Annotated in this window: 24 protein-coding genes, 2 tRNA genes and 1 pseudogene; 17 read left to right on the top strand and 10 right to left on the bottom strand. The window is 63.9% G+C overall.

The genetic code is table 11. From position 1 onward, the window contains the following. Positions 1-81 precede the first annotated feature (81 nt). Positions 82-157, top strand: a tRNA-Asn gene (locus IFT60_RS06235). A 194-nt stretch (positions 158-351) separates the two neighbouring features. Here the strand turns inward: IFT60_RS06235 and purT are convergent. Then, entirely contained in the window at positions 352-1,566 is a 1,215-nt protein-coding gene (gene purT / locus IFT60_RS06230) for a formate-dependent phosphoribosylglycinamide formyltransferase (RefSeq protein WP_192050647.1), read from the bottom strand. A gap of 66 nt (positions 1,567-1,632) precedes the next feature. Here purT and IFT60_RS27030 point away from each other — a divergent pair, with 66 nt between their 5' ends. The 4 genes from IFT60_RS27030 (at position 1,633) to IFT60_RS06210 (ending at position 4,485) form a co-directional block, all read left to right on the top strand. Beyond that, the gene (locus tag IFT60_RS27030; protein WP_192050644.1) at positions 1,633-1,794 is read left to right on the top strand and encodes a MerR family DNA-binding transcriptional regulator; all 162 of its coding nucleotides are present in this window, start codon (positions 1,633-1,635) and stop codon (positions 1,792-1,794) included. 211 nt (positions 1,795-2,005) lie between these two features. Continuing rightward, positions 2,006-3,205 carry an RNA-guided endonuclease InsQ/TnpB family protein gene (locus tag IFT60_RS06220; protein WP_192050642.1) on the top strand — a complete coding sequence of 400 codons (1,200 nt, stop codon included), beginning with the start codon at positions 2,006-2,008 and terminating at the stop codon, positions 3,203-3,205. A gap of 135 nt (positions 3,206-3,340) precedes the next feature. After that, a tRNA-Asn gene (locus IFT60_RS06215) sits at positions 3,341-3,416 on the top strand. Between the two features lie 436 nt (positions 3,417-3,852). After that, a complete protein-coding gene (locus IFT60_RS06210) occupies positions 3,853-4,485 on the top strand; it encodes a PEP-CTERM sorting domain-containing protein (RefSeq protein WP_192050640.1) in 633 nt (210 codons plus the stop codon). Positions 4,486-4,568: 83 nt separating this feature from the next. Here the strand turns inward: IFT60_RS06210 and IFT60_RS06205 are convergent, their stop codons facing one another. Then, complete coding sequence (locus tag IFT60_RS06205; RefSeq protein WP_192050638.1) at positions 4,569-4,862, bottom strand: hypothetical protein; 294 nt, start codon at positions 4,860-4,862, stop codon at positions 4,569-4,571. Positions 4,863-5,031: 169 nt separating this feature from the next. Here IFT60_RS06205 and IFT60_RS06200 point away from each other — a divergent pair, with 169 nt between their 5' ends. Continuing rightward, positions 5,032-6,684 (top strand): response regulator, encoded by a 1,653-nt coding sequence (locus tag IFT60_RS06200; protein WP_192050636.1) that lies wholly within the window; start codon positions 5,032-5,034, stop codon positions 6,682-6,684. Positions 6,685-6,696: 12 nt separating this feature from the next. On the opposite strand, the gene IFT60_RS06195 is transcribed toward IFT60_RS06200, so the two are convergent. Together IFT60_RS06195 and IFT60_RS06190 are read right to left on the bottom strand one after the other, a co-directional pair. Further along, positions 6,697-7,152, bottom strand: a complete 456-nt coding sequence (locus tag IFT60_RS06195; protein ID WP_192050633.1) for a response regulator — start codon at positions 7,150-7,152, stop codon at positions 6,697-6,699. Positions 7,153-7,157: 5 nt separating this feature from the next. Beyond that, positions 7,158-9,419: an ATP-binding protein gene (locus tag IFT60_RS06190; protein ID WP_192050631.1), complete on the bottom strand. Its 2,262-nt coding sequence runs from the start codon at positions 9,417-9,419 to the stop codon at positions 7,158-7,160. 241 nt (positions 9,420-9,660) lie between these two features. Between IFT60_RS06190 and IFT60_RS06185 the strand changes: the two genes are divergently transcribed. Both IFT60_RS06185 and IFT60_RS06180 read left to right on the top strand, forming a co-directional pair. Then, entirely contained in the window at positions 9,661-11,571 is a 1,911-nt protein-coding gene (locus IFT60_RS06185; protein ID WP_192050629.1) for a hybrid sensor histidine kinase/response regulator, read from the top strand. A 9-nt stretch (positions 11,572-11,580) separates the two neighbouring features. Continuing rightward, positions 11,581-12,495 (top strand): pyridoxal-phosphate dependent enzyme, encoded by a 915-nt coding sequence (locus IFT60_RS06180; RefSeq protein ID WP_192050626.1) that lies wholly within the window; start codon positions 11,581-11,583, stop codon positions 12,493-12,495. A gap of 160 nt (positions 12,496-12,655) precedes the next feature. On the opposite strand, the gene IFT60_RS06175 is transcribed toward IFT60_RS06180, so the two are convergent. Beyond that, positions 12,656-13,846: an esterase/lipase family protein gene (locus tag IFT60_RS06175; protein ID WP_192050624.1), complete on the bottom strand. Its 1,191-nt coding sequence runs from the start codon at positions 13,844-13,846 to the stop codon at positions 12,656-12,658. A gap of 131 nt (positions 13,847-13,977) precedes the next feature. Continuing rightward, positions 13,978-15,270, bottom strand: a complete 1,293-nt coding sequence (locus IFT60_RS06170; protein WP_192050622.1) for a dienelactone hydrolase family protein — start codon at positions 15,268-15,270, stop codon at positions 13,978-13,980. A gap of 271 nt (positions 15,271-15,541) precedes the next feature. Between IFT60_RS06170 and IFT60_RS06165 the strand changes: the two genes are divergently transcribed. Both IFT60_RS06165 and IFT60_RS06160 read left to right on the top strand, forming a co-directional pair. Further along, positions 15,542-16,165 (top strand): tRNA-uridine aminocarboxypropyltransferase, encoded by a 624-nt coding sequence (locus IFT60_RS06165; RefSeq protein WP_192050620.1) that lies wholly within the window; start codon positions 15,542-15,544, stop codon positions 16,163-16,165. Between the two features lie 55 nt (positions 16,166-16,220). Continuing rightward, on the top strand, positions 16,221-17,408 hold the full coding sequence (locus IFT60_RS06160) for a PA0069 family radical SAM protein (RefSeq protein WP_192050617.1): 1,188 nt from the start codon (positions 16,221-16,223) through the stop codon (positions 17,406-17,408). A gap of 119 nt (positions 17,409-17,527) precedes the next feature. Here the strand turns inward: IFT60_RS06160 and IFT60_RS06155 are convergent, their stop codons facing one another. The 3 genes and pseudogenes from IFT60_RS06155 to IFT60_RS06145 all read right to left on the bottom strand — a co-directional run bounded on the left by IFT60_RS06155 (position 17,528) and on the right by IFT60_RS06145 (position 19,741). Continuing rightward, positions 17,528-17,683, bottom strand: coding sequence for a hypothetical protein (locus IFT60_RS06155; RefSeq protein ID WP_192050615.1), 156 nt, complete (start codon positions 17,681-17,683; stop codon positions 17,528-17,530). Between the two features lie 556 nt (positions 17,684-18,239). After that, positions 18,240-18,800 (bottom strand): annotated as a pseudogene (locus IFT60_RS06150) (gamma-glutamylcyclotransferase); the annotation flags it as partial. A 17-nt stretch (positions 18,801-18,817) separates the two neighbouring features. Continuing rightward, a complete protein-coding gene (locus tag IFT60_RS06145) occupies positions 18,818-19,741 on the bottom strand; it encodes a LysR family transcriptional regulator (protein ID WP_192050612.1) in 924 nt (307 codons plus the stop codon). Between the two features lie 93 nt (positions 19,742-19,834). Here IFT60_RS06145 and IFT60_RS06140 point away from each other — a divergent pair, with 93 nt between their 5' ends. Together IFT60_RS06140 and maiA are read left to right on the top strand one after the other, a co-directional pair. Beyond that, positions 19,835-20,860 carry a fumarylacetoacetate hydrolase family protein gene (locus IFT60_RS06140; RefSeq protein WP_192050609.1) on the top strand — a complete coding sequence of 342 codons (1,026 nt, stop codon included), beginning with the start codon at positions 19,835-19,837 and terminating at the stop codon, positions 20,858-20,860. Further along, a complete protein-coding gene (maiA, locus tag IFT60_RS06135; RefSeq protein ID WP_192050607.1) occupies positions 20,857-21,501 on the top strand; it encodes a maleylacetoacetate isomerase in 645 nt (214 codons plus the stop codon). Before IFT60_RS06140 ends, maiA begins: the two co-directional genes overlap by 4 nt. A 233-nt stretch (positions 21,502-21,734) precedes the next feature. Here maiA and IFT60_RS06130 read toward each other — a convergent pair whose 3' ends face one another. Further along, positions 21,735-22,178: a CBS domain-containing protein gene (locus tag IFT60_RS06130; protein ID WP_192050604.1), complete on the bottom strand. Its 444-nt coding sequence runs from the start codon at positions 22,176-22,178 to the stop codon at positions 21,735-21,737. Between the two features lie 144 nt (positions 22,179-22,322). Here IFT60_RS06130 and IFT60_RS06125 point away from each other — a divergent pair, with 144 nt between their 5' ends. The 5 genes from IFT60_RS06125 (at position 22,323) to iscA (ending at position 25,938) form a co-directional block, all read left to right on the top strand. Beyond that, positions 22,323-23,099 carry a uracil-DNA glycosylase family protein gene (locus tag IFT60_RS06125; RefSeq protein ID WP_192050602.1) on the top strand — a complete coding sequence of 259 codons (777 nt, stop codon included), beginning with the start codon at positions 22,323-22,325 and terminating at the stop codon, positions 23,097-23,099. A 326-nt stretch (positions 23,100-23,425) separates the two neighbouring features. Beyond that, positions 23,426-23,899 carry a Fe-S cluster assembly transcriptional regulator IscR gene (gene iscR, locus IFT60_RS06120; protein WP_192050599.1) on the top strand — a complete coding sequence of 158 codons (474 nt, stop codon included), beginning with the start codon at positions 23,426-23,428 and terminating at the stop codon, positions 23,897-23,899. 20 nt (positions 23,900-23,919) lie between these two features. Next, positions 23,920-25,176, top strand: a complete 1,257-nt coding sequence (locus tag IFT60_RS06115) for an IscS subfamily cysteine desulfurase (RefSeq protein WP_192050597.1) — start codon at positions 23,920-23,922, stop codon at positions 25,174-25,176. A 26-nt stretch (positions 25,177-25,202) separates the two neighbouring features. Continuing rightward, positions 25,203-25,589: a Fe-S cluster assembly scaffold IscU gene (iscU, locus tag IFT60_RS06110; protein WP_192050594.1), complete on the top strand. Its 387-nt coding sequence runs from the start codon at positions 25,203-25,205 to the stop codon at positions 25,587-25,589. 25 nt (positions 25,590-25,614) lie between these two features. Further along, positions 25,615-25,938, top strand: coding sequence for an iron-sulfur cluster assembly protein IscA (gene iscA, locus IFT60_RS06105; RefSeq protein ID WP_192050592.1), 324 nt, complete (start codon positions 25,615-25,617; stop codon positions 25,936-25,938). Positions 25,939-25,942 lie beyond the last annotated feature (4 nt).

The raw sequence follows: 25,942 nt of genomic DNA, 5'->3' as shown, positions 1-25,942 counted from the left end.
AAGGCGCCGGCACCCCACGGAAAAAACTTGCGTGCGGGGTCTTGTGGAATACCGCTGAGCAGTTATAATGCCAACCTCAATTCCCTGATAGCTCAGTCGGTAGAGCGACGGACTGTTAATCCGCAGGTCCCTGGTTCGAGTCCAGGTCGGGGAGCCAGAATATGCAGGAATGCGTGAAAAAGAGCGTCGAGTGATCGGCGCTCTTTTTTTTCGTCCGTGAACGACGTCATCGTTGTTCGTTGTTCCGCGTGGGCACAGAGTCCTGCGCGGCCCGGCCCACCCTGCAAACCGCAGGTCCGGGCATTCAGAAAAAGGCCGCGTCGATAACGCGGCCTTTTTCTTTTTCAGCCCTTATGCGCGGCCCGGTACCGGCTTCACCTTCGCCGCCGCCGCCAGCGCGCGCTCGCGCGCCGTCTTCACATCGGCCGCCGTCGCCAGCGCCACCCCCATGCGCCGGCGCGCGAACGATTCGGGCTTGCCGAACAGGCGGATGTCGGTCTCCGGTACCTGCAGTGCTTCGGCCACGCCTTCGAAGGCGATTCCCTGTGCGTCCAGCTGGCCATAGATCACCGCCGAGGCGCCTGGCGCGCGCAGCGCCGTGTTCACCGGCAGGCCCAGCACGGCCTTGGCGTGCAGCTCGAATTCGCTCTGCACCTGGGTCGCCATCGTCACCATGCCGGTGTCGTGCGGACGCGGGCTTACTTCCGAGAACCAGACCATGTCGCCCTTGACGAACAATTCGACGCCGAAGACGCCGTAGCCGCCGAGGTTACCGGTGACCTTTTCGGCGATCTCGCGCGAACGCTGCAGCGCGAGCGCGTTCATCGGGTGCGGCTGCCACGATTCGACGTAATCGCCTTGCACCTGCTTGTGGCCGATCGGCGCGCAAAAGCTGGTCTGCGTGCTGCCGTCGGCGCCGCGCGAGCGCACCGTCAGCAGCGTAATTTCATAGTCGAAGTCGATGAAACCTTCGGCGATCACGCGTCCGGCGTCGACGCGTCCGCCGGCGGCGGCGTAATCCCAGGCGGCTTGCACGTCGGCCGCGCTGTCGAGTTTCGATTGGCCCTTGCCCGAGGACGACATCACCGGTTTCACCACGCAGGGGAAGCCGACCAAGGCGCAGGCTTCCTGCAGTTCTTCCAGGCTGCTGGCGAAGCGGTAGGGCGAGGTGGCGAGGCCCAGCTCTTCGGCGGCGAGGCGGCGGATGCCTTCGCGGTTCATGGTCAGCTGGGTGGCGCGCGCGGTCGGGATGCAGGTGATGGTGCCGGCCGCCTCGAGTGCGGCCAGGGTATCGGTGGCGATCGCCTCGATTTCGGGAATCACGAGATCCGGCCGTTCCTGTTCGATCAGGGCGGCGAGGGCGGCGCCGTCGGTCATGTCGATGACGTGCGCGCGGTGCGCCACTTGGTGGCCGGGCGCGTTCGGGTAGCGGTCGACGGCGATGACTTCGACGCCGAGGCGCTGCAGGGAAATGATGACTTCCTTGCCGAGTTCGCCGGAGCCGAGCAGCATCACGCGCGTGGCGGAGGGGGAGAGGGGAGTGCCGAAAATGCGGGGAGTGGTCATGGTCTTGTCGAGGTAAGTGCGGGTTTTGTGCAGGAACTTAGTTAAATATGCGCAGTCCTACGCATTATGAACAAGATTGTACTCATCGGCACGGCGGCAAAGACGCTCGGCGTCTCGACTAACACCTTACGGCGCTGGGAGGCCAACGGACGATCGGTCCCGATCCGCACCCAGGGTAATCAACGCCGATACGACCTTGGCTGCGCTGCGTTTGGAACTGCACCATGAGGCGCTGGCATTGCATAGCACGATGCCTATGCTCAGGTATCGAGTCACGACCAGAAAGCTGATCTCGAACGCCAGAAGCAGGTTACTGGAATTGTACTGCGGGCAGCGTACTGCGCGAGCCAGGGCTGGACGTTCGAAGTGATCGCGATCTCGACTCCGGCATGAACTATCAACTGATCGACGCTATCAGACAGGCGGTGAAGGAGGCGTAATGATCCTGGCCCACCGTATCCGGCTCGATCCCAACAAGGTGCAGGCAACGCATCTGGCGCGTGCGGCCGGAACGGCGCGCTTTGCCTACAACTGGTCACTGGCTCAATGGCAGCGGCAGTTCGAAGCATGCAAAGCCGATCCAGCCTTGCCGAAGCCGAATGAGGCGGCGTTGCGCCGCCAACTGAACGCCATCAAGCGCGGGCAGTTTCCGTGGATGCTGGAGGTCACAAAGAATGCGCCACAGATGGCGATCATCCAACTTGGCCGCGCCTTCCAGAACTTTTTCGAGAAACGGGCACGCTACCCAAAGTTCCGCCGCAAAGGTATCGATGACCGATTCACCTTGACCAATGACCAGTTTCGCGTCGATGGCAAACGCATCCGGATCCCGAAACTCGGGTGGCTGAGAATGCGCGAAACCCTGCGTTTTACGGGGAGAATTGTCTCCGCATCCGTCTCGCAAAGGGCTGGCCACTGGTATGCCAGCATTACCGTCGACACCCAGGACGCACAGCTACCGCCAGCCGAAAACCAAGGCGCGGTTGGTGTCGACTTTGGTGTGACGCACCTGGCCACCTTGTCGACCGGAGAGAAAGTCGCGGATCCGAAAGCACTGCACACCTTGCTGGATCGATTGCGGCGCTTGTCACGCAGCCTGTCGCGCAAGGTCAAGGGTTCGTGCAATCGTAAAAAAGCAAAGGCCAGACTGGCGCGCCTGCACGCCAGGATCGTCAACGTGCGCGCGAACGGCTTGCACAAGCTCAGCGCCAGTATTGTCCGGCGCTTTCATACCATCGGCATCGAGGACTTGCACGTCAAGGGCATGCTCGGCAACCGTTGCTTGTCGCGTGCAATTGCCGACATGGGGTTTGCCGAACTGCGTCGCCAACGCGTGTACAAAACGCAGCGGCGCGGTGGACAAGTAGTCGTCATCGACCGCTGGTACCCCAGCAGCAAGACCTGTTCGTGCTGTCGTCACAAGCTTGACGCACTTGACCTGGCCATCCGTCAGTGGACATGCCCTGCATGCGGCGCGCTGCATGATCGCGACATCAACGCAGCAATTAATTTGAGAACTATGGCGGTGAGTTCCACCGTGTCAGCCTGTGGAGGGGAAGGCGCTGGTCCTGTGCGTGAAGCGCAGGACGAAACCGGCCCCGGCGAAGCAGGAATCCAGCGAAAAGTTAACGATGCTTAGCTTTGCGTAAGTCTGGAAGAACAGTGCTGCGACTATAGCAAAGCGGGGCGGGAAGGGTGCGCGGTGGGTGCAGAATGTCTATTTTCGTACAGGACTCGCCAAACTGCGATCCGCCCGCTATAATGTTGCCTCAATTCCCTGATAGCTCAGTCGGTAGAGCGACGGACTGTTAATCCGCAGGTCCCTGGTTCGAGTCCAGGTCGGGGAGCCAGAATATGCAGAAATGCGTTAAAAAGAGCGTCGAGTGATCGGCGCTCTTTTTTCGTTTGTGTGCTAGGCATTCCTGCAAACACTGCTCGTCGTTCCGCGTGGGCATGCCCACCCTACGTCAGTAGAGCGACGGACTATTAATCCACAGGTCCCTGGTTCGAGTCCAGGTCGGGGAGCCAGAATTCGGCAGTAAACAAAAGGCCGCGTCGATGACGTGGCCTTTTTCGTTTATGCGCCTGGAATTGCGTGTTGCAGAACTGCCTTCCACAGCCACGTCGTCGGATTTATTTACACTGTGGACACGAAAAAGCTGTCCTGTCTTTACAAGTTCTTGATTTAACTAAAAATAATGAACATGGCGCAACTTTTGCTTAATGGAAAGCGCGGCCATTGAAGAGTCGCGTGAACGAACCCACATCCCAAACTAGGAATAAGACATGAAATTTTCTGCTATTTCGCGCGTCCTGCTCGCCGGTGCCGTTGCCTCGCTGTTCCTCGCACCCGCAGCGCAGGCCGCAGTCGTCTCCGTCAGTTTCGCCAACGCCCCGGTCGCTGTCCCGAATAACATCGACGGTGTCTACTTCAACTTTGTCACCGGTGCGCGCGGCACGACCGAAATCGCCGGCTACGACTTCAATCCTTACAACAACAACTCGGGTCTCACCTTCTACGCCGCTGCCGCCCCGTCGGGTATCCTTGCCACCGGCACGCCCGGTACCTCGGCGGAAGCACGCGTGCTGTCGTTCGGCGACCTGATCTCCGCAAGCGGCCAATACAATCAGTTCCAGACCCGTGGCACCGCATTCAACGTCACCGGCCAGGAATACGTCGGCCTGCGTTTCCTGAACGAGTCGACCGGCATCGTGAACTATGGCTGGGCATTGATGAGCACGACCGCCGGTAACGGCTTCCCTGCATCGGTCCTCGGTTACGGCTATGAAAACACCGGCCTGTCGATCACGGCTGGTCAAACCGCGGCCGTTGCGCAGGTTCCGGAACCTGGCTCCTTCGCGCTGCTGGGCCTGGCCCTGGGCGCCATGGGCATGATCCGTCGCCGCAAGAACGTCTGAACGGTGCATGGCCGGCAAGGCATGCAGCAATCACGCCAACCTTCGGGTTGGCGTTTTTCATTGTCAAGTCAGAATCAATTTCGTCACTTTCGCCGCTTCTTGTCGTTCGACGTATAAGTGCGGGTATAGAAGTTCGGCGGCTTCTTCGCCACCCAGTCGATGAAGGCGCGGATCTCGTCGTGTCCGCGCAGCGCCTCCCAGGTGTGATAGGTGCGCAGCAGTTCGCGCTCGGTAAAGGCCGAATGGATTTTACGGTGGCAGATCTTATGGATCGGGAACTGTTCCTTGCCCTTGAACGTCTTCGGCACCAGGTGGTGACGGTCGATGTTGACGGTGCCCAGTTCGCGACCGCACAAGGGGCAGAGTGGATCGTGCACGGAGCTCCCTGACGGCAAAATAAATTGTCAATACAAGGTGGTGGCGAATCCCGGAGTGTCAAGCGGAATAGTTAATTTGATGAACTCGTTATTCACATTGGTGTAGAATCAATGCTTCACAAAATGCAACCTGGCCTCTGTAATGTCCGCACTAGTGGGGTCTCCAGCGATGATCGAAGACGATACCAGTACCTGTTCGATCCTGCTGATCGATGACGAACCGTTTGCCCAGCAAATCATCGAGCACGGGCTGAAAACCTGCATCAAGCACGTGCTGCACTACGAGTCGAGTTCCGCCCGCGCGGTCGACCTGGTGCGCGAACTGCAAGTCACGGTGGTGCTGGTCGACTTGCGCATGCCCGACCTCGACGGCTTCGAGTTCACGCGCCGCCTGCGCGCCTGTCCCGATACCGAACACATCCCCGTCATCATGCTGTCGTCCGAGGACGACCCCGAGATCAAGGCGCAGGCGTTTGCCGCCGGCGTCAACGACTACATGGTGAAGTGGCCCGATCATCGCGAGCTTGTTGCCCGCGTCCAGTACCACAACGCCGCCTGCATCGCCCGCCGCGAGCGCGATGCCGCCTTCGCCTCGCTGCGCGTGAGCCAGCAGCAGCTGGCCGCGAGCGAATCGGCGCTGCACCAGGCGCAGAAGATGGAAGCCATCGGCCAGCTCACCGGCGGCGTGGCGCACGACTTCAACAACGTCTTGCAGATCATCGGCGGCAACCTGCAACTGCTCAAACTCGTCGGCGGCCTGAACGAGGCGGCGCGTACCCGCGTCGAGATGGCGCTGGCCGGCGTCGAGCGCGGGGCCAAGCTGTCGTCGCACCTGCTCGCGTTCGCGCGGCGCCAGCCGCTGCAGGCGGTGGTGCTCAATCCGGGCCACCTGCTGCGCCAGATGGACGACATGATGCGGCGCGTGCTGGGGCCGAATGCGCGCATCGTCACCGACATCGATCCGGCGCTGTGGAGCACGGTCGCCGATCCGGACCAGCTCAACAACGTGCTGCTGAACCTGGCCATCAATGCACGCGATGCGATGGGCGGCAGCGGCACCCTGCACATCCGCGCCGGCAATGCCGGCGGCGCCACCCAGGTGCGCGGCATCGAACTGCCGCCGGGCGCCGCGGCCGGCGAGTACGTCTTCATCGAAATCGCCGACAGCGGCAAGGGCATGCCGCCCGAGATCCTGCAGCGCGTCTTCGAACCCTTCTTCACCACCAAGCCGGTCGGGCAGGGCACGGGCCTCGGCCTGTCGATGGCCTATGGTTTCGTCAAGCAATCGGGCGGCGACATCGCCATCGTCAGCGAAGTGGGCCGCGGCACCAGCGTGCGCATCTTCCTGCCGCGCAGCGCCACCGAGGCGGCGCAGCCGGAAGCGCCGGTCGAGGTGCCGCTCTACGGCGGCCTGGAGACGATCCTGGTGGTGGAAGACGAGGAAGACGTGCGCAGCTCGACCTGCGCGATCCTGTCCGCGCTCGGCTACCAGGTGCTGGAAGCGGCCGACGCGGCGGGCGCGGTGGCGATCGTCGAAAGCGGACGCCATATCGACCTGGTGTTTTCCGACGTGGTCATGCCGGGGCCGGTGAGCAGCCTGCAACTGGGCGAGATCGTGCGCAAGCATTTGCCGCAGGCGCAGCTGCTCTACACGTCGGGCTATGCGGAAGGGGTACTGGCGCACGAGGGCAAGGTCAGCGCCTCGGTGCACCTGCTGCAGAAACCGTATCATCCAGACGCGCTCAGTGCGCGCATCCGTCATTTGCTGCGCCGTTCAAAAGCCGGCGCCGACGCCGGTACGCAAGCCGTACCGGCCGCCTGATTCAACGATGCGTCAGGTCGGACGCACGTAGCGCTGCGACCCCGGCGGCGGTTCGTTCAGCACCGCCCAGAAGATGCCCAGGTCGGCGATCGCGCGCACGAATTCCTTGAAATCCACCGGCTTGACGACATAGGCGTTCACGCCCAGCTCGTAGCTGCGCACCAGGTCCTGTTCTTCTTTCGACGAGGTCAGCATTACGACCGGCATGCTTCTCAGCTTGTCGGTCTGGCGGATGGTCGCCAGTACTTCCAGGCCGTCGACTTTCGGCAGTTTCAGGTCGAGCAGGGTAACGGCCGGATTGCCTTCCGGGCGCTCGGCGAATTCGCCGCGGCGCAGCAGGTAATCGATCGCTTCGGCGCCGTCGCGCACGACCACGACCTCGTTGGCCAGCTGGCTGCGCGCCAGCGCCACCAGGGTCAGTTCGAGGTCGTGTGGATTGTCTTCGACCAGCAGGATGGGTTTTAGCATTGTGTTTAAGCTCGCGGTTGCGTTGAAAGTGCGAGTGTTCGCGGAATACTGAAGGAGAAAGTGGCGCTCTGGCCCTGGATCGAATCGGCCCAGACTTGTCCGCCGTGGCGTTCGACGATGCGGCGCACGTTGGCCAGGCCAATGCCCGTGCCCTGGAAGTCTTCCATCCGGTGCAGGCGCTGGAACACGCCGAACAGCTTGTGCACGTAATCCATGTTGAAGCCGGCGCCGTTGTCGGCGAAGTGGAAGACCGTGCCCGCGTCATCCTGCTCGGCCCAGACGCGGATAATGGCCGGGTCGCGCTGGCCGGTGAACTTGACCGCGTTCGACAGCAGGTTCATCACCGCCAGGTGGAGAAAAGTCGGGTCGGCCGTGATGCGCGGCAGTGCTTGCAGGTCCCACTCGATGTTGCGGCCCTTGACGTCCATGGCCAGTTTGTCGATGCAGGAGGCGACTAGTTTCGACATGTCGACATCGACCGGGCGCAGGGCGGCGCGGCCCATCTGCGAGAAACTCAGCAAATCGTCGACGAGTTTACCGGCCAGGCGCGCCGATTCCTTGATGTTGGTGAGGAAGCGCTGGCGCATGGTGGCGTCTTCGCTGCCGCTCGATTCCAGCAGCAGGTCGGAAAAGCCGACAATGTGGCGCAGCGGCGCGCGCAGGTCGTGCGAGACCGAGTACGAAAACGCTTCGAGTTCTTTGTTGGCGCGCCCGAGTTCCTCGGCCAGTTCGGCCATCTGTTCGGCGCGTTCGAGCGCGATGCCCAGCAGCGCGCTGCGGAATTCGCCGGTGAGTTCGATCTCGGCGACGTGCCAGGGCAGGCTGACGCCGTGGATCTCTTCGCGCCAGGTGGCAAAGCTGGTGCGCGGGGTGAGCTGGACCAGCGTACCCGGTGCAACCTCCTTTTCATGCGGATTGCCGGCCCACTCGATCGTATGCACCACCTCGGGACGGAACCACAGCAGGTAGTGCTTGTGCAGGCGCGAGATCGGCATCGCCAGCAGGCCACTGGCATTGCGCTTGAGCGCCGCGCCGCGCGGGTAGATGCTCGAGAGCGCGTCGGTATGGAAGATGTCGGCGCCGTGGCCTTCCGCTTCGAGCCAGGACACCAGGTTGCGGATCGCCGCCACGTCGGGCGTGTCGCCAAAGGTCAGCACACGCTCCTCGGCCACCACCGCCACGCCGCCGGCGCGCGCAAAGCGCAGCAGTTCGGGGAAGACGCTGCTCATGTTGTCGATGACGTCGGCGCCCTTGGTGAGGTTGCCGAGCATGGCGACCATCATGCGCCGCACTTCGAGACGGAACTGCAGCTCGCTCGCATCCTCGCGCGACTCGATGCACAGCGCCAGCACCTGGCCGAGCTGCTCGCAGGCGGTACGCTTCTCGAACGGCAGCGGGCAGGCTTCCTCGTTGTGGCAGGAGATCAGGCCCCACAGTTTGCCCTTGACCATCAGCGATACCGACATCGAGGCCAGCGTGCCCATGTTGCGCATGTATTGCAGGTGCACCGGCGAGACGCTGCGCAGGGCGGCAAACGAGAGGTCGTTGCGCGCACCCGTCACGGGATTGTCGCCCGGGACCAGCGGCGAGGGCACGTAGTTCGCGTCCTGGATCAGGCGGATGCGCGACAGGGCGTACAGCTCGCGCGCCTGGGACGGGATGTCGGACGCGGGGAAGCGCTGTCCCATGTACGAGTGGTATGAATCGTCTTTCGACTCGGCCATCACGTGGCCATGGCCGTCGCGGTCGAACTGGTAGACCATTACGCGTCCGAAACCGGTGACCATGCGCACGTGGTATGCCGCCAGTTCGGCCAGCGACTCGACCGATTGCGACTCGTTCACCTTCAGCAGGAAGTCGCCCAGCAGCGGATACAAGTGGCGGAAGTCCGGCGCTTCGGCGCGTTCGACGGCTTCGCATTCGAGGATGACCACCCCATCCCAGGCATGGCCGAGCGCATCGAAATGCAGGCCGTTGCCGGCCGTGATCGTGCCCAGGTAAAACGGCCTGTCGCCCAGGGTGCCGCCTGTCAGGGCGGGCAACAGGCGCGCGGCCGCCTCGGCGCCGATGACCTGCGCCAGCGGCTGGCCGCAGGCAGCCTCGGCATCGACGCCAGTCCAGCGCGCCAGGTTGGCGCTGGCTTGCAATACATCGCCGGCGGCGGACAGCGTCAGCAGGAAGCCGTGCGGCTGGATGCTGCCGGGCGTGCGGATCGGTTCCCGGGCGCAGCCGGACAGGTCGAGCGGTGCAGGTACGGGTGGAATCATGGAGCGCGTGCGCGTGAGGCGGGTGACAAAGATGTTATTTTAACGTGGAAAGACAGGTCCCGGTGCGGTGGAATGCAGGCGCGGCGGGCGTCGCGGCAGCGGCACGAATCATCATGTTTTTGAGGCGATTCGCGCTTGACCGAGCCCGGCAAGGCATGGTCGATACGGCAACTTTCGCGTGGCCGGTGGCGGGCTTTTCGGTTTATCATTGGTCGTTACCCGCCAACGCCGCCATGTATCCATGAACAATCGAATCGCCGCCAAGAAGAAGCTGACCGAAGAACAGCGCTTCCAGTACCTGATTTCCGGCATCAGCGACTATGCGATCTACATGCTCGACCCCGACGGCCATGTCAGCAGCTGGAACACCGGCGCCCAGCGCTTCAAGGGCTACCAGGCGCCCGAAATCCTGGGCGAACACTTCTCGCGCTTCTATACCCCCGAAGACCGCGCCACCAACCTGCCCGAGCGCGCACTGGCGACCGCCCTGGTCGAGGGCAAGTACGAAGCCGAAGGCTGGCGCATGCGCCAGGACGGCACCCGCTTCTGGGCCAGCGTGGTCATCGACCCGATCTACGACGAGCAGGGCACGCTGCTGGGCTATGCCAAGATCACGCGCGACATCACCGACAAGCGCCAGGCCGAGCAGGCATTGCGCGCCAGCGAAGAACGCTTCCGCCTGCTGGTGCAGGGCGTGACCGACTACGCGATCTACATGCTCTCGCCCGAAGGTACCGTCACCAACTGGAACGTCGGCGCCGAGCGCATCAAGGGCTACAGCTACGACGAGATAGTCGGCCGGCATTTTTCGACCTTCTACACCGAGGAAGACCGCGCCGCCGGCCTGCCCGCGCGGGCGCTGGGCACCGCCGCGTGCGAAGGGCGCTACGAATCCGAGGGCTGGCGCCTGCGCAAGGAGGGCACGCGCTTCTGGGCGCACGTCGTGATCGACGCCATCCGCGACGACATGGGCGAACTGATCGGCTTTGCCAAGATCACGCGCGACCTCACCGAAAAGAAGAAGGCCGACGCCGCGCTGGCCGAGGCCAACCTGGCGCTGTTCCAGGCCCAGAAGATGGAATCGATCGGCCAGCTCACCGGCGGCATCGCGCACGACTTCAACAACCTGCTGTCGGTGCTGGCCAGCGGCCTGGAGGTATTGAGCCTGGGCCGCGGCGGCAATGCGGACGCCAAGACACTGGACAGCATGCGCCGCGCGATCGACCGCGGCGCCACGCTGACCCAGCAATTGCTGGCCTTTGCGCGCCAGCAGCCGCTGCAGCCGGAAACACGAAGCGTCAATCGCCTCATTTCCGGCTTCGAGTCGGTGCTGCGGCGCGCCGTGAATGCGGCGATCGATTTCCACGTGCGGCTCGACCCGCACGTGCGCAATACCGTGATCGACAGCGCGCGTTTCGAATCGGCGATCCTGAACCTGGTCGTCAATGCGCGCGACGCCATGCCAGACGGCGGCAGCCTGCAGATCGAGACCGCCAACGTCGACCTCGTCGGGCAGGAAGTACGCGGCCTGGCGCCGGGACCCTACGTGCGGGTGACGGTGACCGACACCGGCACCGGCATGTCGCCGGAGACGGCGGCGCGCGCCTTCGAACCCTTCTACACGACCAAGGAAGTCGGCAAGGGCACGGGCCTGGGCTTGTCCCAGGTCTACGGCTTCATCAAGCAGTCGGGCGGCGAGGTCGTGATCGGCACCACGCCCGGTGAAGGCACGGCGATCTCGATCTTCCTGCCGGCCGCGCCCGGCCAGGACGGCGAGACGGCACGGAAGGACAGCTTGGAACTGGTGCTGATCGTCGAAGACGAGCCCGACCTGATGGACGTGGCTTCGGCGCTGTTCATCAGCATGGGCTATGAAGTCGTCACGGCATCGGACGCCAACGAAGCGCTGAACCTGCTGGGCGGGCGCGCGGTCGACATCCTGTTCAGCGACATCATCATGCCGCACGGGATGAACGGCGTCGAACTGGCGAACCACACACGCCAGCATTATCCGGAGGTGAAGATCATCCTCGCCTCGGGCTACCCGCTGCCGGCGCTGGTGCTGGGCGACACCAACCTCGAAGATTTCGCCTTCGTCAACAAGCCGTACCGGCTGTCGGACCTGGCGCGCGCCTTGCGCACGGCGGTCTGAGGCCGCTTGATGACACTGCATATCGAGACACCGCTACTGGCCTCCGCCGCCTTTCCCGGCGCGCGCGTCTGGCTCAAGATGGAAGCGTTGCAGCCGAGCGGTTCGTTCAAGCTGCGCGGCATCGGCCACGCCTGTGAAACCCGGGCCGCACGCGGGGCACGGCGCATCGTCGCCTCGTCCGGCGGCAATGCCGGGCTGGCGGCGGCCCACGCCGGACGCCGCCTCGGCTTGCCGGTGCTGGTCGTGGTGCCGGAGACCACCAGCGCCCGTGCACGCGCCTTGCTGGCGCGCGAAGGCGCCGAGGTGCTGGTGCACGGGCTGTCGTTCCAGGAAGCGAATGTTCATGCGCTGTCACTGCTCGGCGAACACGACGCCTTCATCCACCCTTTCGACGACCCGCTGCTGTGGGAAGGCCACGCGAGCATGATCGACGAAGTCGCGCGCACCGGCGTGCGTCCGGATGCGGTGGTGCTGGCCGTGGGCGGCGGCGGGCTGCTCGCCGGCGTGGTGGCCGGACTGCGCCGCCAGGGCTGGATTGACGTGCCGGTGTTCGCGGTCGAAACTGCCGGCGCCGATTCGTATGCGCAGTCGCTCGCCGCCGGCGAACGCATCGAACTGCCCGCCATTGCCAGCATCGCCACCTCGCTCGGCGCGCGCAAGGTGTCGCAGCACGCCTTTGACCTGGCGCGCACGCACCCAATCACGCCGGTCGTGGTGAGCGACCATGATGCGGTGGAGGCTTGCCTGCGCTTCATGGACGATCACCGGGTCGTGGTGGAGCCGGCGTGCGGCGCGGCGCTGGCGCTGGCTTACCGGGAGGAGGGGCCGCTGGCTGGATTCGAGAACGTGCTGGTGATCGTTTGTGGCGGGGCGACGGCGACCGTGGCGCAGTTGCAGGCTTGGGATGAGCAACTGCGGATGTAGTAGGGTGGACCGGGCCACGTGAGGCGGGTTTCCCGTTCACGCGTCGATAGGTAGCGGCTCCGCTGACGTGCCGGATGATCTTGCCGCCAACAATCACCGCGTGGGCGGCGCATGCGCAGGCGCTGTTCATCATGGCGTGGTGGAGCCGACCACCCTACACCTATAACCCGAAAAGGATATCGCTCACTCGCTCGTAGATGACATCCGCCGACGGCCCGTTGTTCGGCCAGTTCAGCACATCGAAATGATCGTACCCGCGATAGGTCCCCAGGTAATTCCAGGTTCCCGGTTCCGGCCTGCCGTCGAACTCCCGCACCGGGTGCCCGCCTGGTGCGCGCATGCTGACCGTGTTGACGACGCCGTCGTTGGCGAACCAGGCGCGGTCGATGCGTACCCGGCCCGGCGTGTCCTGAGTGTAGCCGCCCATCCCGTGCTGCAGCATCGAGGGCACGATCCACTCGCCCGCATAGGTTTTGTAATAGGCGAACATGTCGCTGCGCGGGTACTGGTAATGGCGGTTCTGCAGCGGTGCGATGAGGCGGTCGGTGCCGTTGCAGCAGAGGGCGCCGGCTTCGGTCGCCTGCGTGCCGATCGAAAAATAAACCACGTGCGGCGAGGTACGCGCCCAGGCATTGAAGTTGCGCGCGCCGTCGGGCGCCAGTTCCCAGTTGGCCAGGTTGGCCAGCAGCCAGTCGCGCAGCGGCGAACGCAGCTGGGGCAGCAGGTCGAGCACGGCGTCGCGCAGGCTGGTGCCGTTGTGCGGCGACGAGATCGTGGTGACGCTGCGAATCCAGCCGACCTTGCCGCCACGGTAGAGGTCGCCCCGATTTCCGTTCGCATCCGCGGCGTTCACGTCGCCATGTTCGAGCAATTCGACCAGCGCCCGAATCGTGGTCCCGCCCTGGCTGTGGCCGATCATGTGCAGCGGATGCGCCGCATCCCAGGCCGGATAGAGCGCCGCCGGATAGCCCTGCGGATTATTCGCCGGGTCGGCCGCCCAGCACTGGACGGCCCGCACCGACCCATCGGCGGCCAGGCGCTGCGCTCCGTAGTCGACGCAGCCCCCCTTGAGCTGGGCGTACAGTTCGGCCGCGCGCTCGCGGTTGGTGGCAATGGCGCCGACCACGGCGGTGAACACCGTGCGCGGCCCGTTATAGGTGCGCAAATGGCCGGCGACGTCGCCCTTGCCGCCCCAGTACAGGAAGCCGCTGCGCGGAAACTGGTCGGGGCCGAAGCCGAGGAAGCCGTGCACCAGCACGATTGGATGGTTGTTGGCGGCGCGCGCAGGATTCCACAGCGGCGTCAGCAGCAAGATCAGGGCGGCGAACAGGCTCCAGAACGAACGCGGCATATAGCACTCCGAAGGGGCGGTTGCTTATTGTCGGAGTGCGCGTAAAGGATGGGTTTGCGCCAGATCGAAGGTACGCAGGGAAGGCTGCGGCGGCGCACCAGAACAGTGCGCCGCCGGCTTGACGAAACGAATTACTGCGCAGTAGCAACCGCGCCGGTAGTCATAGCGGGGACGGGCGCCGCCGGGCGCGCCCCGGTACTGCCGACCGCGCCCGGCGCGTTCGCATCGGCCGGTGCGGCAATCGAGGCGGTCATGCTGGCCTTCTCGGCGGCGTCGACCCGGTTGCCGTTCCAGACGATGTAGTCGTCGATCGAATACAGCTTGCACGGCTCGCTGCTTTTCGCCGAGCAGGTGGCCAGCGCGCGCGCTTCCGGTGCTTCGCCTTCCTCGGCCCAGGTCCAGGCGCCGCTCGGCGAGACGGCAAACGCGCGCGGCGTCATCTTGGTCAGATAGTCGGCGTAGGCCTTGCGGCCGTTTTCCGACAAGAAGGGCACGGCTTCGATGTCCTCCAGCTGGGCATACTCGGTACGCGGTGGGGTCGGCGGCAGCGGCACGCTGTGGATCACCTCGGTCGGCATGCCCACGCTTTTCAGGAAGCGCACGGTGTCGTCCAGCCAGATCTTTTCGCCGTCGCGGCTGGCGAGCATGCCGTGGGCGTCGCGCTTGAACGACGGGAACTCGACCAGGCGCGCCTTGCCGCCGGCCTGGACGAAGGCTTCGTGCAGGCGGTTGGCCAGGTCCGGGCCGAACAGCGAATCGTTTTCGCCATACATCCACAGGCTCGGCACCTTGCTGTTGGCGCCGTACTCGGCAAACGCCGAGACCAGCGCCGAACGCCAGGCGCAGCGGTCGCTGTCGTCGCGCAGGCCGCCGGCAAAATTGATCAGGCCGCGCACGCCGGGCAGGTCCTGGGTGCCGAGCGCCATCGTCGCCAGGCCGCCGTACGACTGGCCGGCCACGATCACGTGTTTGGCGTCGATCCAGGACTGGGTACGCGCATAGTCGAGCGTCGAGCGGATGTCGTCGGCCTGCAGGTAGCCGTTGGCCGTCATGTCGCAACCACGGTCGCGGTAGCGCCCGGTCGAGTTCGCAAAACCCTGGCGCATCGGCACCATCACCGCATAGCCGCGTTTCACGAACGCGGTCGCCATGTGATAGAAGCGGTCGCGCGGCTGGGCGCTCGGGCGGCCCGGGTCCTTGCCGTGGTTGATGACCAGCAGTGGGAAGGGGCCGGGGCCGTTCGGGCGGAACACGGTGGTTTCCAGCATCGCACGGTTTTCCGGCCCCGCCGGCACCTGCACAATCTGCTCGTTCATGCGGTAATCGAGTTCGAGCTCCTGCTCGATCGCGATGCCGGGCAACAAGGCCAGGCTGGCGAGCAGGGCGGTGGTGATTTTGCGAACGGAGGAGGAAACGCTAAGCATGGGCAACTCTGGAAAGACTGCGGGTGCGGCAGCATTGCTGGAAGGAATGAATTGATTCTAGGCACCTGAGCGGGCCAGAGCAATATCCATTTCGGCAATTCCAGAGGTAAATTTTTGTGTGTGGTAAAGATGCTTATTTCTCTCAACAACGAAACAAGGGAAGGTGGCGCCAAAGCCTGAGAAAGCGAACAAGATTGCCTTTTTTTCAGTGTTGGTCGGATAGTGTGGGGAACTGGCTAAGCTACAATCGTGGTCTTTTGCAGACCTTTCGATGACATCCAATCAGCCGTCCCGCCGCGCAGCCTGTGCAAGCTGCCTGCGCGCGCAAAGCGCCTGCATCTGCGCCTGGGTGCGACCAGTAGCGCTGTCGGCCAACTTGCTGGTCCTGCAACACCCACTCGAAGTGGCGAATGCCAAGAACAGTGCGCGCCTGCTGCACCTGTGCGTGGCGGGCAGCCGGTTGGCGGTGGGCGAGGCGTTCGAGCCTGACGCCCTGGATGCGATGCTGCATGCCGAGGGACGCACGCCGGTACTGCTGTACCCGGAGACGCCCGGATCGGTCGTTGCCGACGCCGCCAGACTGGCGCCCGCAAGCCAGTTGCTGGTCGTCGTGCTCGACGCCACCTGGCGCAAGAGCCGCAAGATGCTGTACTTGAACCCGGCCTTGCAGGCATTGCCGCGTCTGGCGTTGAGCGACATGCCGTCCTCGGGCTATCGCATCCGCAAGGCCCATGCCGCCGACCAGCTGTCGAGCATGGAGGCAGGCGCCCATGCGCTGGGCCAGGCGATGGGGGACATGACCGCCGTGGCGCCTTTGTTCGAAGCGTTTGACGGATTCGTACAACAACAGGCGGCTTTTGTGCCGCCGGGCGTCGCGCGCACACGCCAGGCTTGAGTTGATACAGGGAGCGGCGTAATATACTGTATAAACATACAGTACAGGTGCCCCGATGGAACTGCGCGAACGAACAATTGACCGTGAATACAGTGCCGAGCAAGCAGTCTTGCCGCCGCGTCCGTTCGCGGCACGCAAGGGGCGCGGTGCCGTCTCGAACCTGCAAGGCCGCTACGAAGTCAACGGCCGCGAAGCCTTCGAGGATGGCTGGGACGCTGGCATTGACTCCGAGATCGACATCGGCCACGGGCCTGCCTTTAAGACCCAGGTAACGGACGAAGTCGCCAAGAGCATCCTCTCGCGCAACGCCTCGCCGGACATCCCCTTCAACGTATCGCTCAATCCCTACCGCGGCTGCGAGCATGGCTGCATCTATTGCTTCGCGCGGCCGACGCACAGCTACCTCGGCCTGTCGCCCGGCCTCGACTTCGAAACCCGCCTGTTCGCCAAGGTCAACGCGGCCGAACTGCTGCGGCGCGAGCTGGCCCATCCCGGCTACAAGCCCGAGCACATTGCCATCGGCGTCAACACCGACGCCTACCAACCCTGCGAGCGCGAGTATCGCCTCACGCGCCAGGTGCTGGAGGTGCTGAGCGAATGCCAGCATCCGGTCGGGATGATCACCAAGTCCTCCCTGATCGAGCGCGACATTGACTTGCTGGCGCCGATGGCGGCCAAGGGGCAAGCCTGCGCCGCGATGACCATCACCACGCTCGACTCGGAAATCTCGCGCACGCTGGAACCACGGGCAGCGGCGCCGGCGCGGCGCCTGCGCACCATCCGCACCCTGACCGAGGCGGGCATTCCGGTGAGCGTCAGCGTGGCGCCGATCATCCCGTTTGTTACCGAACCGGAGATCGAGCGCATCCTGGAAGCGGCGCGCGACGCCGGCGCCGTCAGTGCCCATTACACCGTGCTGCGCTTGCCCTTCGAAGTCAACCCGCTATTCCAGCAATGGCTGGAAGCGCATTTTCCCGAGAGGGCCCAGCGCGTGATGAACCGCGTGCGCGAGATGCGCGGCGGTAAGGATTACGACAGCGATTGGGGCAAGCGCATGAGCGGCGAGGGCGTGTGGGCGGATTTGATTCGCCAGCGCTTCACCAAGACCGTCGAGCGCCTGGGCCTGGGCAAGCTGGGCAGCCGCTTCGAACGGCTCGATACCTCGCAGTTCCGGCGCCCGCTGGTGGTGCCGGCGGCGCTGGGCAAGGCGGGCAGGACGGCGGGGCAGATGGATTTGTTTTGAGACCGGCTTGACGCCACGACACGCAGGACCCGCCGCATGGGCCCTGCGTATCGATCACTGCCCAGCCCGAATGTGGCGAACCTGATGAACCATTTCGGGCTGCTTACCTGGCGCAGCGGTTATTTCGCATCGTCGTCGGATTCCGGCACTTTGCCGCCCCCGTACCGCTCATCTTCCGGGTTAAGCTGCCCGGCACGATTATCCAGGCTCGACTGGTATGCGTCGTTGTTGGGATTTTTGCTGTCGCTACGGTCATCGTTTGGCGTTCTGGCCATGATTTTCTCCTCAACGGTTAATCGGCGGTTGCCGGTGAAAAGGATTGTGATCGCAGGCGCAAAAAGACGGCGCCCGTGTAACTGAACGGCATTAGGCCAATAGCCTCAATCACGTGCCATAAGTGAAGCCTGCATCGTGTTGGCACGGTCTTTCATAAAGCGAAGCCAACACATTGCGACGTTTACGCGTGGGCTCGGGGAGTCTACCCGACGGCGGTAAGGTGCATGACGTCCGGCGCAGTCCTGGTTACTGCTCCAGGCAAATCACCTTGGTCGCGTACTCCTTGGCATTGCTCTTCTTGCTCGCCGCCCAGTCGATGACTTCCTGGGCTTCGGCCACCGTCATGACCGTGGCTTTTTCCTTGTTCTTGATAAAGGAAACGCCTTCGAACTTGCCTTCCTTGCTGCGCATGACGCGGGCAAACACGGGCGGCTTCTTGTCGCCGTCGGCGATCTTGTTTTGTTGAACGAGGTAACGCTGGTCTTTGGTGTCCATAACGGTTTCTGGTAAGTGAGATGCAGGCGGCATTGTAAGGCCTGCGGCGACCTGGTCCCTGCTCAGCTCTTCCAGGTGCCGTTCGATGGCATACACATGCGCATCATCCTTGCCCAGCGCCCGCAATGCCTTGGCCAGCTCCAGCAGGTACTCGCTGTTCGGTCCACTCGGTCCGCGCGCGGCGGCGATCTGGGCGGCGATCTCGCGCTCGGTGGCCGGGCCCAGGAAGGCCGCGTTCTCGTGGGTCGCGATGTAGACCAGGCCCTCTTCGCTGCCGCCGTCGTCGAACACGATGTCGATGGCCAGGCGCAGGTAGCCGTTCTTTTCGCGATGGTCGAGGTGGGCGAACTCTTCGGGCGTGACCAGGTAGGCCATGCCGTGGCAGACCGCGCCGTCTTCCGGCACCAGGGTCACGACGCGGCCCGGTGCGGTTTCGGTGCCGCGGTGGTCGTGCGAACCTTGCCAGAAACGGCGCGTCCAACCCCCGATGCTGGCCGGGCGGCGTCGCAGGTAGGGGAAATCGGCCTTGAAGATCAGCGAGCCGTAGCCGAACAGCCAGACCTCGTGGTGGCCGTCGAACTTATCCATGCGCTGGTTGATGGCGATCGTGTTGTGTGACATGTGCCGATTCTAGCCAATCAAATGCCGGGCTGCTCGCGCGCCTGGCTGCGCTTGGCGTCCACGTACGGAAACAGGAAATCGATGAAGCTTTCCGCCGCCGGCGACAGCGAGCGTCCGGCGCGCGTATAGACGAAAAAGCGGCGCGTCAGGCGCGGCTCTTCGAGCGGGCGCATGTGCAGCTTGTGCATGCGCACCAGGGGTTCGGCATACGGCAGGCAGACCGTGATGCCAAGGCCGGCGCCGACCATCGCCAGCGCGGTCGTCATGAAGGTCACTTCGTTGACCGGTTTCAGGGGAACCTCGCGCAGCAGCGCCTGCATGTCGGCCAGCAGGCGCTGGGTGAATTGTCCCTGCAAGGCGATGAACGGATGGCGTGCGACGTCCTGCCAGGTGACGCGCTCGTTGGTTTCCAGGGGATGGCCTTGCGGGAATACCAGCGAAAACGGCATCTCGAACAGTTCGCGCGCTTCCAGCTGCGGCGCGGCTTCGCGCTCCGGTCCGATGCCGAAGTCCGATTCGCCGCTGAGCACGCGCGCGATCACGTTGTCGACCGGGCTGTCGGCCACGCGGACGTCGATGTCCGGATAACTGTTTCGGTAGGCGGCGACGGCTTCTGGTACCAGCGTGCAGCACATCAGTTGCGGTGCGGCAATGCGCACGATGCCCTTGCGCAGCTGCGTGTGGTCCGCCACGTTCGCCAGCGCACCGTCGAGATCATCGATCATCTGGCTAAATAGCGGATACAGCTCGCGGCCGATCTCGGTGAGCACGATGCGCCGGGTGGAACGGTCGACCACGCGCGCGCCTAGCGTCTGTTCGAGCTCCTTGATCAGGCCCGACAAGGCCGATTGCGTGACGTGCATGGTCTGTGCGGCCGACGTAAAGTGACCGGTTTTGGCGAGTGCCACGAATGCGCGCATCTGGCGCAGCGTCGGATTCATAAGAGATTCTGATAAATGATGCGAAAAATATTGTTTGTATGATAGTCCGGTTTGATTTGTAATGTGTGCATCTACGCAACGGGGAACTCGTCCATGAAACTCGCCACACTCAAAACCGGCGGCCGCGACGGCACGCTGGTCGTCGTCAGCCGCGACCTCGTCACCTGTCAGGCCGTCCCGAAGATCGCGCGCACCCTGCAATCCGCGCTCGACGACTGGGACGCCGTCGCGCCGCAACTGCAGGCCGTCTACAACCGCCTGAATGCCGGCAGCGCCGACAATGCCGAGTCCTTCCTCGAGATGGAGTGCCACTCGCCGCTGCCGCGCGCCTATCAATGGGCCGACGGCTCGGCCTACATCAACCACGTCGAGCTCGTGCGTAAAGCACGGAATGCCGAGGTGCCGGCCTCGTTCTACACCGACCCGCTGATGTACCAGGGCGGCGGCGATTCCTTCATCGGTCCGTGCGACCCGATCGCCGTCATGAGCGAAGACTGGGGCGTCGACCTGGAAGCGGAAGTGGCGGTGGTCACGGGGCCGGTGCCGATCGGCGCCAGCCTGGAGCAGGCGGCCGGGGCGATCCGCCTCGTCATGCTGGTCAACGACGTATCGCTGCGCAACCTGATCCCGAACGAACTTGCCAAGGGCTTCGGCTTTTACCAGTCCAAGCCGGCCAGTGCGTTTTCGCCGGTGGCGGTCACGCCGGACGAACTGGGCGATGCCTGGAGCGATTCCAAGCTGCACCTGCCGCTACTGGTCACGATCAACGACGAACCCTTCGGCAAGCCAAACGCCGGCGAGGACATGACCTTCAGCTTTGCGCAACTGATCGCCCACGCCGCGAAAACGCGCGAACTGGGACCGGGCAGCATCATCGGCTCGGGCACGGTGTCGAATAAACAGGGCAACCTGCACGGCTCGTCGATCGCCAACGGCGGCGTCGGCTACTGCTGCCTGGCCGAAGTGCGGATGTACGAAACCATCGAACACGGCGCGCCGCAAACGCCGTTCCTGCGCTTCGGCGACAGCGTGCGCATCGAGATGCTCGACGCTGCCGGTGCCAGCATCTTCGGCGCCATCGACCACGAGGTCGCGCATTATCACGGGAGGAAAGAATGAAGCTTTATACGTATTTCCGCAGCTCCGCCGCCTACCGCGTGCGGATTGCCCTGAACCTGAAGGGGCTGGGCTATGACGCCGTGCCGGTGCACCTGCTCAAGGATGGCGGCCAGCAGCGCCAGGATGAATTCCGCAACATCAATCCGAGCGGACTGGTGCCGGCCTTCCAGGACGAGCGCATCACGCTGACGCAGTCGATGGCGATCATCGAGTACCTGGAAGAGCGCTTCCCGGCCGTGCCGCTGATGCCGCAGGACGCCCCCGGCCGCGCCCGCGTGCGCGAACTGGCGCAGATCATCGCCTGCGACATCCACCCGCTGAACAACCTGCGCGTGCTGCGTCACCTGGTGCATGAACTCAAGCTGAGTGAAGAGCAGAAGACCGCATGGATCCGCCACTGGATCGGCGAAGGCCTGACCAGCCTCGAATCGCACCTGGCGCGCGACCCGGCCGCCGGCCCGTTCTGCCACGGCGCCGCGCCGACGATCGCCGACTGCTTCCTGGTGCCGCAAGTGTTCAATGCCCAGCGCTTCGGGATCGATCTCGGCGCCTATCCGAACATCAGCCGCATCCACGCACTGTGCGTCGACCTGCCGGCGTTTGCCGCCGCGCATCCGTCGCAGCAGCCGGACGCGGAGTAAGGTTGAACCGGTCGATGGATGCGCACGTAACGCGTGGACGGAGTCCACCCTACGATTGCGATTAATCGGCTGTCGTGTGATATGTCGTCACTGTAGGGTGGACTTCGTCCACGCGTGACGCACGCAGATCGCAATCGTCCTGTTGATCCATCAAAGGTACCAGGCATGGTCTTGGGAGGGCAGGTGGTTGGCGGCATTTACGCGTGGACGAAGTCCGCCCTACGGGAGCGAGCTTATTGCCCGGTCGTCGAGCGGTCCGGCTCGGACGGCGTCGAGATCTCGTCGAGCGTCAGGTCGACGTCGGCCGCGTGCCTGGTGGCCACGTCGCCCAGCGAGACGATGCCGATCACTTTCGATTGCGCATCGAGCACGGGAATGCGGCGGATCTGCACGTCGCCCATGGTGTCCAGCACGTCATCCACGCTCTGGTCGGCCGTGCAGGTGCGCACGTCGGTGCTCATCACGTCGGCGACCTGGGTCGATGTGGGGTTCTGGCCGACGGCGACCGAGCGCACGGTGATGTCGCGGTCGGTGATCATGCCGACCAGCTGGTCGCCATCGAGCACGGGAATGGCGCCCACGTTCAGTTCGTCCATCAATTGCGCGGCGCGCTGCACGGTGTCCTGCGGCGAAATGGTCTGCACATCGCGCGTCATGATGTCCTGGATGGTTTGCATGGTTGGTCTCCTCTGCTGCGTGTTGAAGGGGCGATCAATATGCCCGAATTCGCGGCGCCGCCACGCCAGATTGACGCGCGGCACGCCCGCGCCCGGTTGGGCGGCGCTGCGCTACAATCCGCCTCTTTTTCGCCAGCATGCGCCATGAATAAGCTCCCCATTCCGTCCCCGATCCTGGATGCCCTCGACCTTGCCGATCCTTCCTGGCGGCCGCACCTGTCGCGGGGCCTTGAGGCGGTCATGGCCGCCAATCCCGGCTACCTGCCGGCCCTGGCCGAGGACGACTACCTGCCGACCCAGGGACGCCTGTTCACCGCCTTTGCCCAGCCGTTGGAAAACGTACGTTACGTCCTGGTAGGGGAGGGCCCGTACCCGCGCGCCGACAGCGCGACCGGGGTGAGCTTCATGGATGGCGCCGTCGGCGCGTTGTGGAGCGAGGCCGGGCTGTCGAAGCCGGTCAACCGGGCGACCTCGCTGCGCAACTTCATGAAGATGCTGCTGGTGGCGGACGGGCAATTGCAGCAGGACGACACCGGCGGCGCGGCCATGGCGCCGGTGGCGGCTGCCGCGCGCACGAACGGATCGATCGGGACCCTGGCGCAATTGCAGGACAACCTGACGGCGCAGGGCTTCCTGCTGCTGAACGCGGCGCTGGTGTTTCGCAAGCACGTGGCGCCGGCCATCGATGCGCGCGGCTGGCTGCCGTTCCTGCAGGCGGTGCTGGGGGGGCTGGCCGAAGTCGAGGCGCCGCCGACGCTGGTGTTGTGGGGGAAGATTGCCGAGCAATTGAGGAAGCTGCCGCAGACCGAGCGCTTGCCGCAGGTGGTTGCGGAGCATCCGTATAACCTGTCGTTCATCGGGCATCAGGGGATGCAGCGGCTGTTCGGGCCAATGCAACTGCTCCGATCGCGGACGCGATAGGGACGCGTCGCGTATCACCGCGTGGAGTGCGCACGCGTTGCGTCGGTGCATACCGGTGTGGTGGAGCACTCCACCCTACATCGGTAGGGTGGACCGGGCCACGAGAGGCGGGTCCCCCGTCCACGCGCCGATACGCGCCGTTTCCGCCCTCGAAAACGCACCGCCACCCACCTGGCCGTTTTTGGGCCCGCCAAGACAAGCCCCCCGACATTTGCTATACTTGACTAAATCGTTCAACTAATCAGGTCTTTACGCATCAGCAACGCAGACTTGATAAGTAAGTAGGAAATGAACAAGGGCAATATTTTAACATTACCGGGGTTGTGATGCGTCTGACCACCAAAGGCCGTTTTGCTGTCACTGCGATGATCGATCTTGCCCTGCGCCAGGGCAATGGTCCGGTTACGCTGTCGGGCATCAGCCAGCGCCAGGCCATTTCGCTGTCCTACCTGGAGCAGCTGTTCGGCAAGCTGCGTCGCCACGACATCGTCGAATCGATCCGCGGTCCGGGCGGCGGCTACAGCCTGGCGCGTCCGGCGGAAAAGGTGACGGTGGCCGACATCATCATCGCCGTCGACGAGCCGCTCGACGCCACCCAATGCGGCGGCAAGGAAAATTGCCACGGGTCCGATGCCGCCAGCGGCATCCGCTGCATGACGCACGACCTGTGGACCACGCTCAACGCCAAGATGGTCGACTATCTCGATTCGGTCTCGCTGCAAGACCTGGTCGACCAGCAGAAGCAAAAAGAACAAGCCGTCGTCGTGGTGCACCGCGCCGCTGCTACCGCACAAACTTGAAGTGATACTGGAGTGAACTGATGAACGCACCTTTGGACAAGAAAATCGAGCAGAGCTTCGTGACTGCGCCGCATTTCCCGATCTACATGGATTATTCGGCGACGACGCCGGTCGACCCGCGCGTGGCCGACAAGATGATCCCGTTCCTGCGCGAGCAGTTCGGCAATCCGGCTTCGCGCAGCCACATGTACGGCTGGTCGGCCGAAGCCGCTATCGAAGAAGCGCGCGGCCACGTCGCCGCCCTGGTCGGTGCCGATCCGCGCGAAATCATCTGGACGTCCGGCGCGACCGAGTCGAACAACCTGGCCCTGAAGGGTGCGGCCCAGTTCTATAAAACGAAGGGCAAGCACATCATCACGGTCAAGACCGAACACAAAGCGGTGCTCGATACCGTGCGCGAACTGGAACGCCAGGGCTTCGAGGCGACCTACCTCGAGCCGCAGGACAACGGCCTGATCACGATCGAGCAGCTGGAAGCGGCGATCCGCCCGGACACGATCCTGGTCTCGGTCATGCTGGTGAATAACGAGATCGGCGTGATCCAGCCGATCGACGCGATCGGCGAACTGTGCCGCGCGAAAGGCATCATCTTCCACTGCGACGCCGCGCAAGCGACGGGCAAGGTGCATATCGACCTGGCCACCACCAAGTGCGACCTGATGACCTTCACCGCGCACAAGACCTACGGTCCGAAGGGCGTCGGCGCCCTGTACGTGCGCCGCAAGCCACGCATCCGCCTGGAAGCGCAGATGCACGGCGGCGGTCACGAGCGCGGCCTGCGTTCGGGCACGCTGCCGACCCACCAGATCGCCGGCATGGGCGAAGCCTTCCGCCTCGCGAAGATCGAGATGGACGACGAACTGGTGCGCGTGAAAGCGCTGCGCGACCGCCTGGCCAAGGGCCTGATGGAGATCGAAGAGGTCTACATCAACGGCGACATGGAACACCGCGTGCCGCACAACCTGAACGTCTCGTTCAACTATGTCGAAGGCGAGTCGCTGATCATGGCGATCAAGGACATCGCCGTGTCGTCGGGTTCGGCCTGCACCTCGGCGTCGCTGGAACCGTCGTACGTGCTGCGCGCCCTGGGCCGCAGCGACGAACTGGCGCACAGCTCGATCCGCTTTACCATCGGCCGCTTCACGACCGAAGAGGACATCGATTTCACGATCGAGCTGTTGAAATCGAAGGTCGGCAAACTGCGCGAACTGTCGCCGCTGTGGGACATGTTCAAGGACGGGATCGACATCAGTTCGATCCAATGGGCCGCACATTAATCTAAAGAATTCAAGGGAGCACTACCATGGCATATTCGGACAAAGTACTCGACCACTACGAGAATCCACGCAACGTCGGCGCCTTCGACAAGGGTGACGAATCGATCGGCACCGGCATGGTCGGCGCACCGGCCTGCGGCGACGTGATGAAGCTGCAGATCAAGGTCAACGAGCAGGGCCTGATCGAAGACGCGAAGTTCAAGACCTATGGCTGCGGTTCGGCCATTGCCTCGAGCTCGCTGGTGACCGAGTGGGTCAAGGGGAAGACCTTGGACCAGGCACTGGCCATCAAGAACACGCAGATCGCCGAAGAACTGGCGCTGCCGCCGGTGAAGATCCACTGCTCGATCCTGGCGGAAGACGCGATCAAGGCCGCTGTCGCCGACTACAAGACCAAGCACGCAACCGTATAAAGCAATCAAGGCTGGAGAGGAACGCATGGCAATCACACTCACCGAAAAAGCGGCGAAGCACATCAACCGCTACATCGAGCGTCGCGGCAAGGGCCTCGGGCTGCGTTTCGGCGTGCGCACCACCGGCTGCTCCGGCCTGGCCTACAAGCTGGAGTACGTCGACGAGGCGGCGCCCGAGGACAACGTCTTCGAGTCCTTCGGCGTCAAGGTCTTCGTCGACCCGAAGAGCCTGGCCTACATCGACGGCACCGAACTCGATTTCGCCCGCGAGGGACTGAACGAAGGCTTCCGCTTCAACAACCCGAACGTCAAGGACAATTGCGGTTGCGGCGAGAGCTTCCGTATTTAAGTCG

Source organism: Massilia sp. CFBP 13721 (genome assembly GCF_014842025.1).
Classification (GTDB): domain Bacteria; phylum Pseudomonadota; class Gammaproteobacteria; order Burkholderiales; family Burkholderiaceae_D; genus Telluria.
The sequence above is the reverse complement of the archived record's forward strand: the minus strand, read 5'-3'. Positions and strand labels throughout refer to the sequence as shown.

What these genes read in the sequence shown, in the direction of transcription:
- purT (WP_192050647.1), bottom strand. Translation starts at nt 1,566, where the DNA reads ATGACCACTCCCCGCATTTTCGGCACTCCCCTCTCCCCCTCCGCCACG.
- IFT60_RS27030 (WP_192050644.1), top strand. Translation starts at nt 1,633, where the DNA reads ATGAACAAGATTGTACTCATCGGCACGGCGGCAAAGACGCTCGGCGTC.
- IFT60_RS06220 (WP_192050642.1), top strand. Translation starts at nt 2,006, where the DNA reads ATGATCCTGGCCCACCGTATCCGGCTCGATCCCAACAAGGTGCAGGCA.
- IFT60_RS06210 (WP_192050640.1), top strand. Translation starts at nt 3,853, where the DNA reads ATGAAATTTTCTGCTATTTCGCGCGTCCTGCTCGCCGGTGCCGTTGCC.
- IFT60_RS06200 (WP_192050636.1), top strand. Translation starts at nt 5,032, where the DNA reads ATGATCGAAGACGATACCAGTACCTGTTCGATCCTGCTGATCGATGAC.
- IFT60_RS06195 (WP_192050633.1), bottom strand. Translation starts at nt 7,152, where the DNA reads ATGCTAAAACCCATCCTGCTGGTCGAAGACAATCCACACGACCTCGAA.
- IFT60_RS06190 (WP_192050631.1), bottom strand. Translation starts at nt 9,419, where the DNA reads ATGATTCCACCCGTACCTGCACCGCTCGACCTGTCCGGCTGCGCCCGG.
- IFT60_RS06185 (WP_192050629.1), top strand. Translation starts at nt 9,661, where the DNA reads ATGAACAATCGAATCGCCGCCAAGAAGAAGCTGACCGAAGAACAGCGC.
- IFT60_RS06180 (WP_192050626.1), top strand. Translation starts at nt 11,581, where the DNA reads ATGACACTGCATATCGAGACACCGCTACTGGCCTCCGCCGCCTTTCCC.
- IFT60_RS06175 (WP_192050624.1), bottom strand. Translation starts at nt 13,846, where the DNA reads ATGCCGCGTTCGTTCTGGAGCCTGTTCGCCGCCCTGATCTTGCTGCTG.
- IFT60_RS06170 (WP_192050622.1), bottom strand. Translation starts at nt 15,270, where the DNA reads ATGCTTAGCGTTTCCTCCTCCGTTCGCAAAATCACCACCGCCCTGCTC.
- IFT60_RS06165 (WP_192050620.1), top strand. Translation starts at nt 15,542, where the DNA reads ATGACATCCAATCAGCCGTCCCGCCGCGCAGCCTGTGCAAGCTGCCTG.
- IFT60_RS06160 (WP_192050617.1), top strand. Translation starts at nt 16,221, where the DNA reads ATGGAACTGCGCGAACGAACAATTGACCGTGAATACAGTGCCGAGCAA.
- IFT60_RS06155 (WP_192050615.1), bottom strand. Translation starts at nt 17,683, where the DNA reads ATGGCCAGAACGCCAAACGATGACCGTAGCGACAGCAAAAATCCCAAC.
- IFT60_RS06145 (WP_192050612.1), bottom strand. Translation starts at nt 19,741, where the DNA reads ATGAATCCGACGCTGCGCCAGATGCGCGCATTCGTGGCACTCGCCAAA.
- IFT60_RS06140 (WP_192050609.1), top strand. Translation starts at nt 19,835, where the DNA reads ATGAAACTCGCCACACTCAAAACCGGCGGCCGCGACGGCACGCTGGTC.
- maiA (WP_192050607.1), top strand. Translation starts at nt 20,857, where the DNA reads ATGAAGCTTTATACGTATTTCCGCAGCTCCGCCGCCTACCGCGTGCGG.
- IFT60_RS06130 (WP_192050604.1), bottom strand. Translation starts at nt 22,178, where the DNA reads ATGCAAACCATCCAGGACATCATGACGCGCGATGTGCAGACCATTTCG.
- IFT60_RS06125 (WP_192050602.1), top strand. Translation starts at nt 22,323, where the DNA reads ATGAATAAGCTCCCCATTCCGTCCCCGATCCTGGATGCCCTCGACCTT.
- iscR (WP_192050599.1), top strand. Translation starts at nt 23,426, where the DNA reads ATGCGTCTGACCACCAAAGGCCGTTTTGCTGTCACTGCGATGATCGAT.
- IFT60_RS06115 (WP_192050597.1), top strand. Translation starts at nt 23,920, where the DNA reads ATGAACGCACCTTTGGACAAGAAAATCGAGCAGAGCTTCGTGACTGCG.
- iscU (WP_192050594.1), top strand. Translation starts at nt 25,203, where the DNA reads ATGGCATATTCGGACAAAGTACTCGACCACTACGAGAATCCACGCAAC.
- iscA (WP_192050592.1), top strand. Translation starts at nt 25,615, where the DNA reads ATGGCAATCACACTCACCGAAAAAGCGGCGAAGCACATCAACCGCTAC.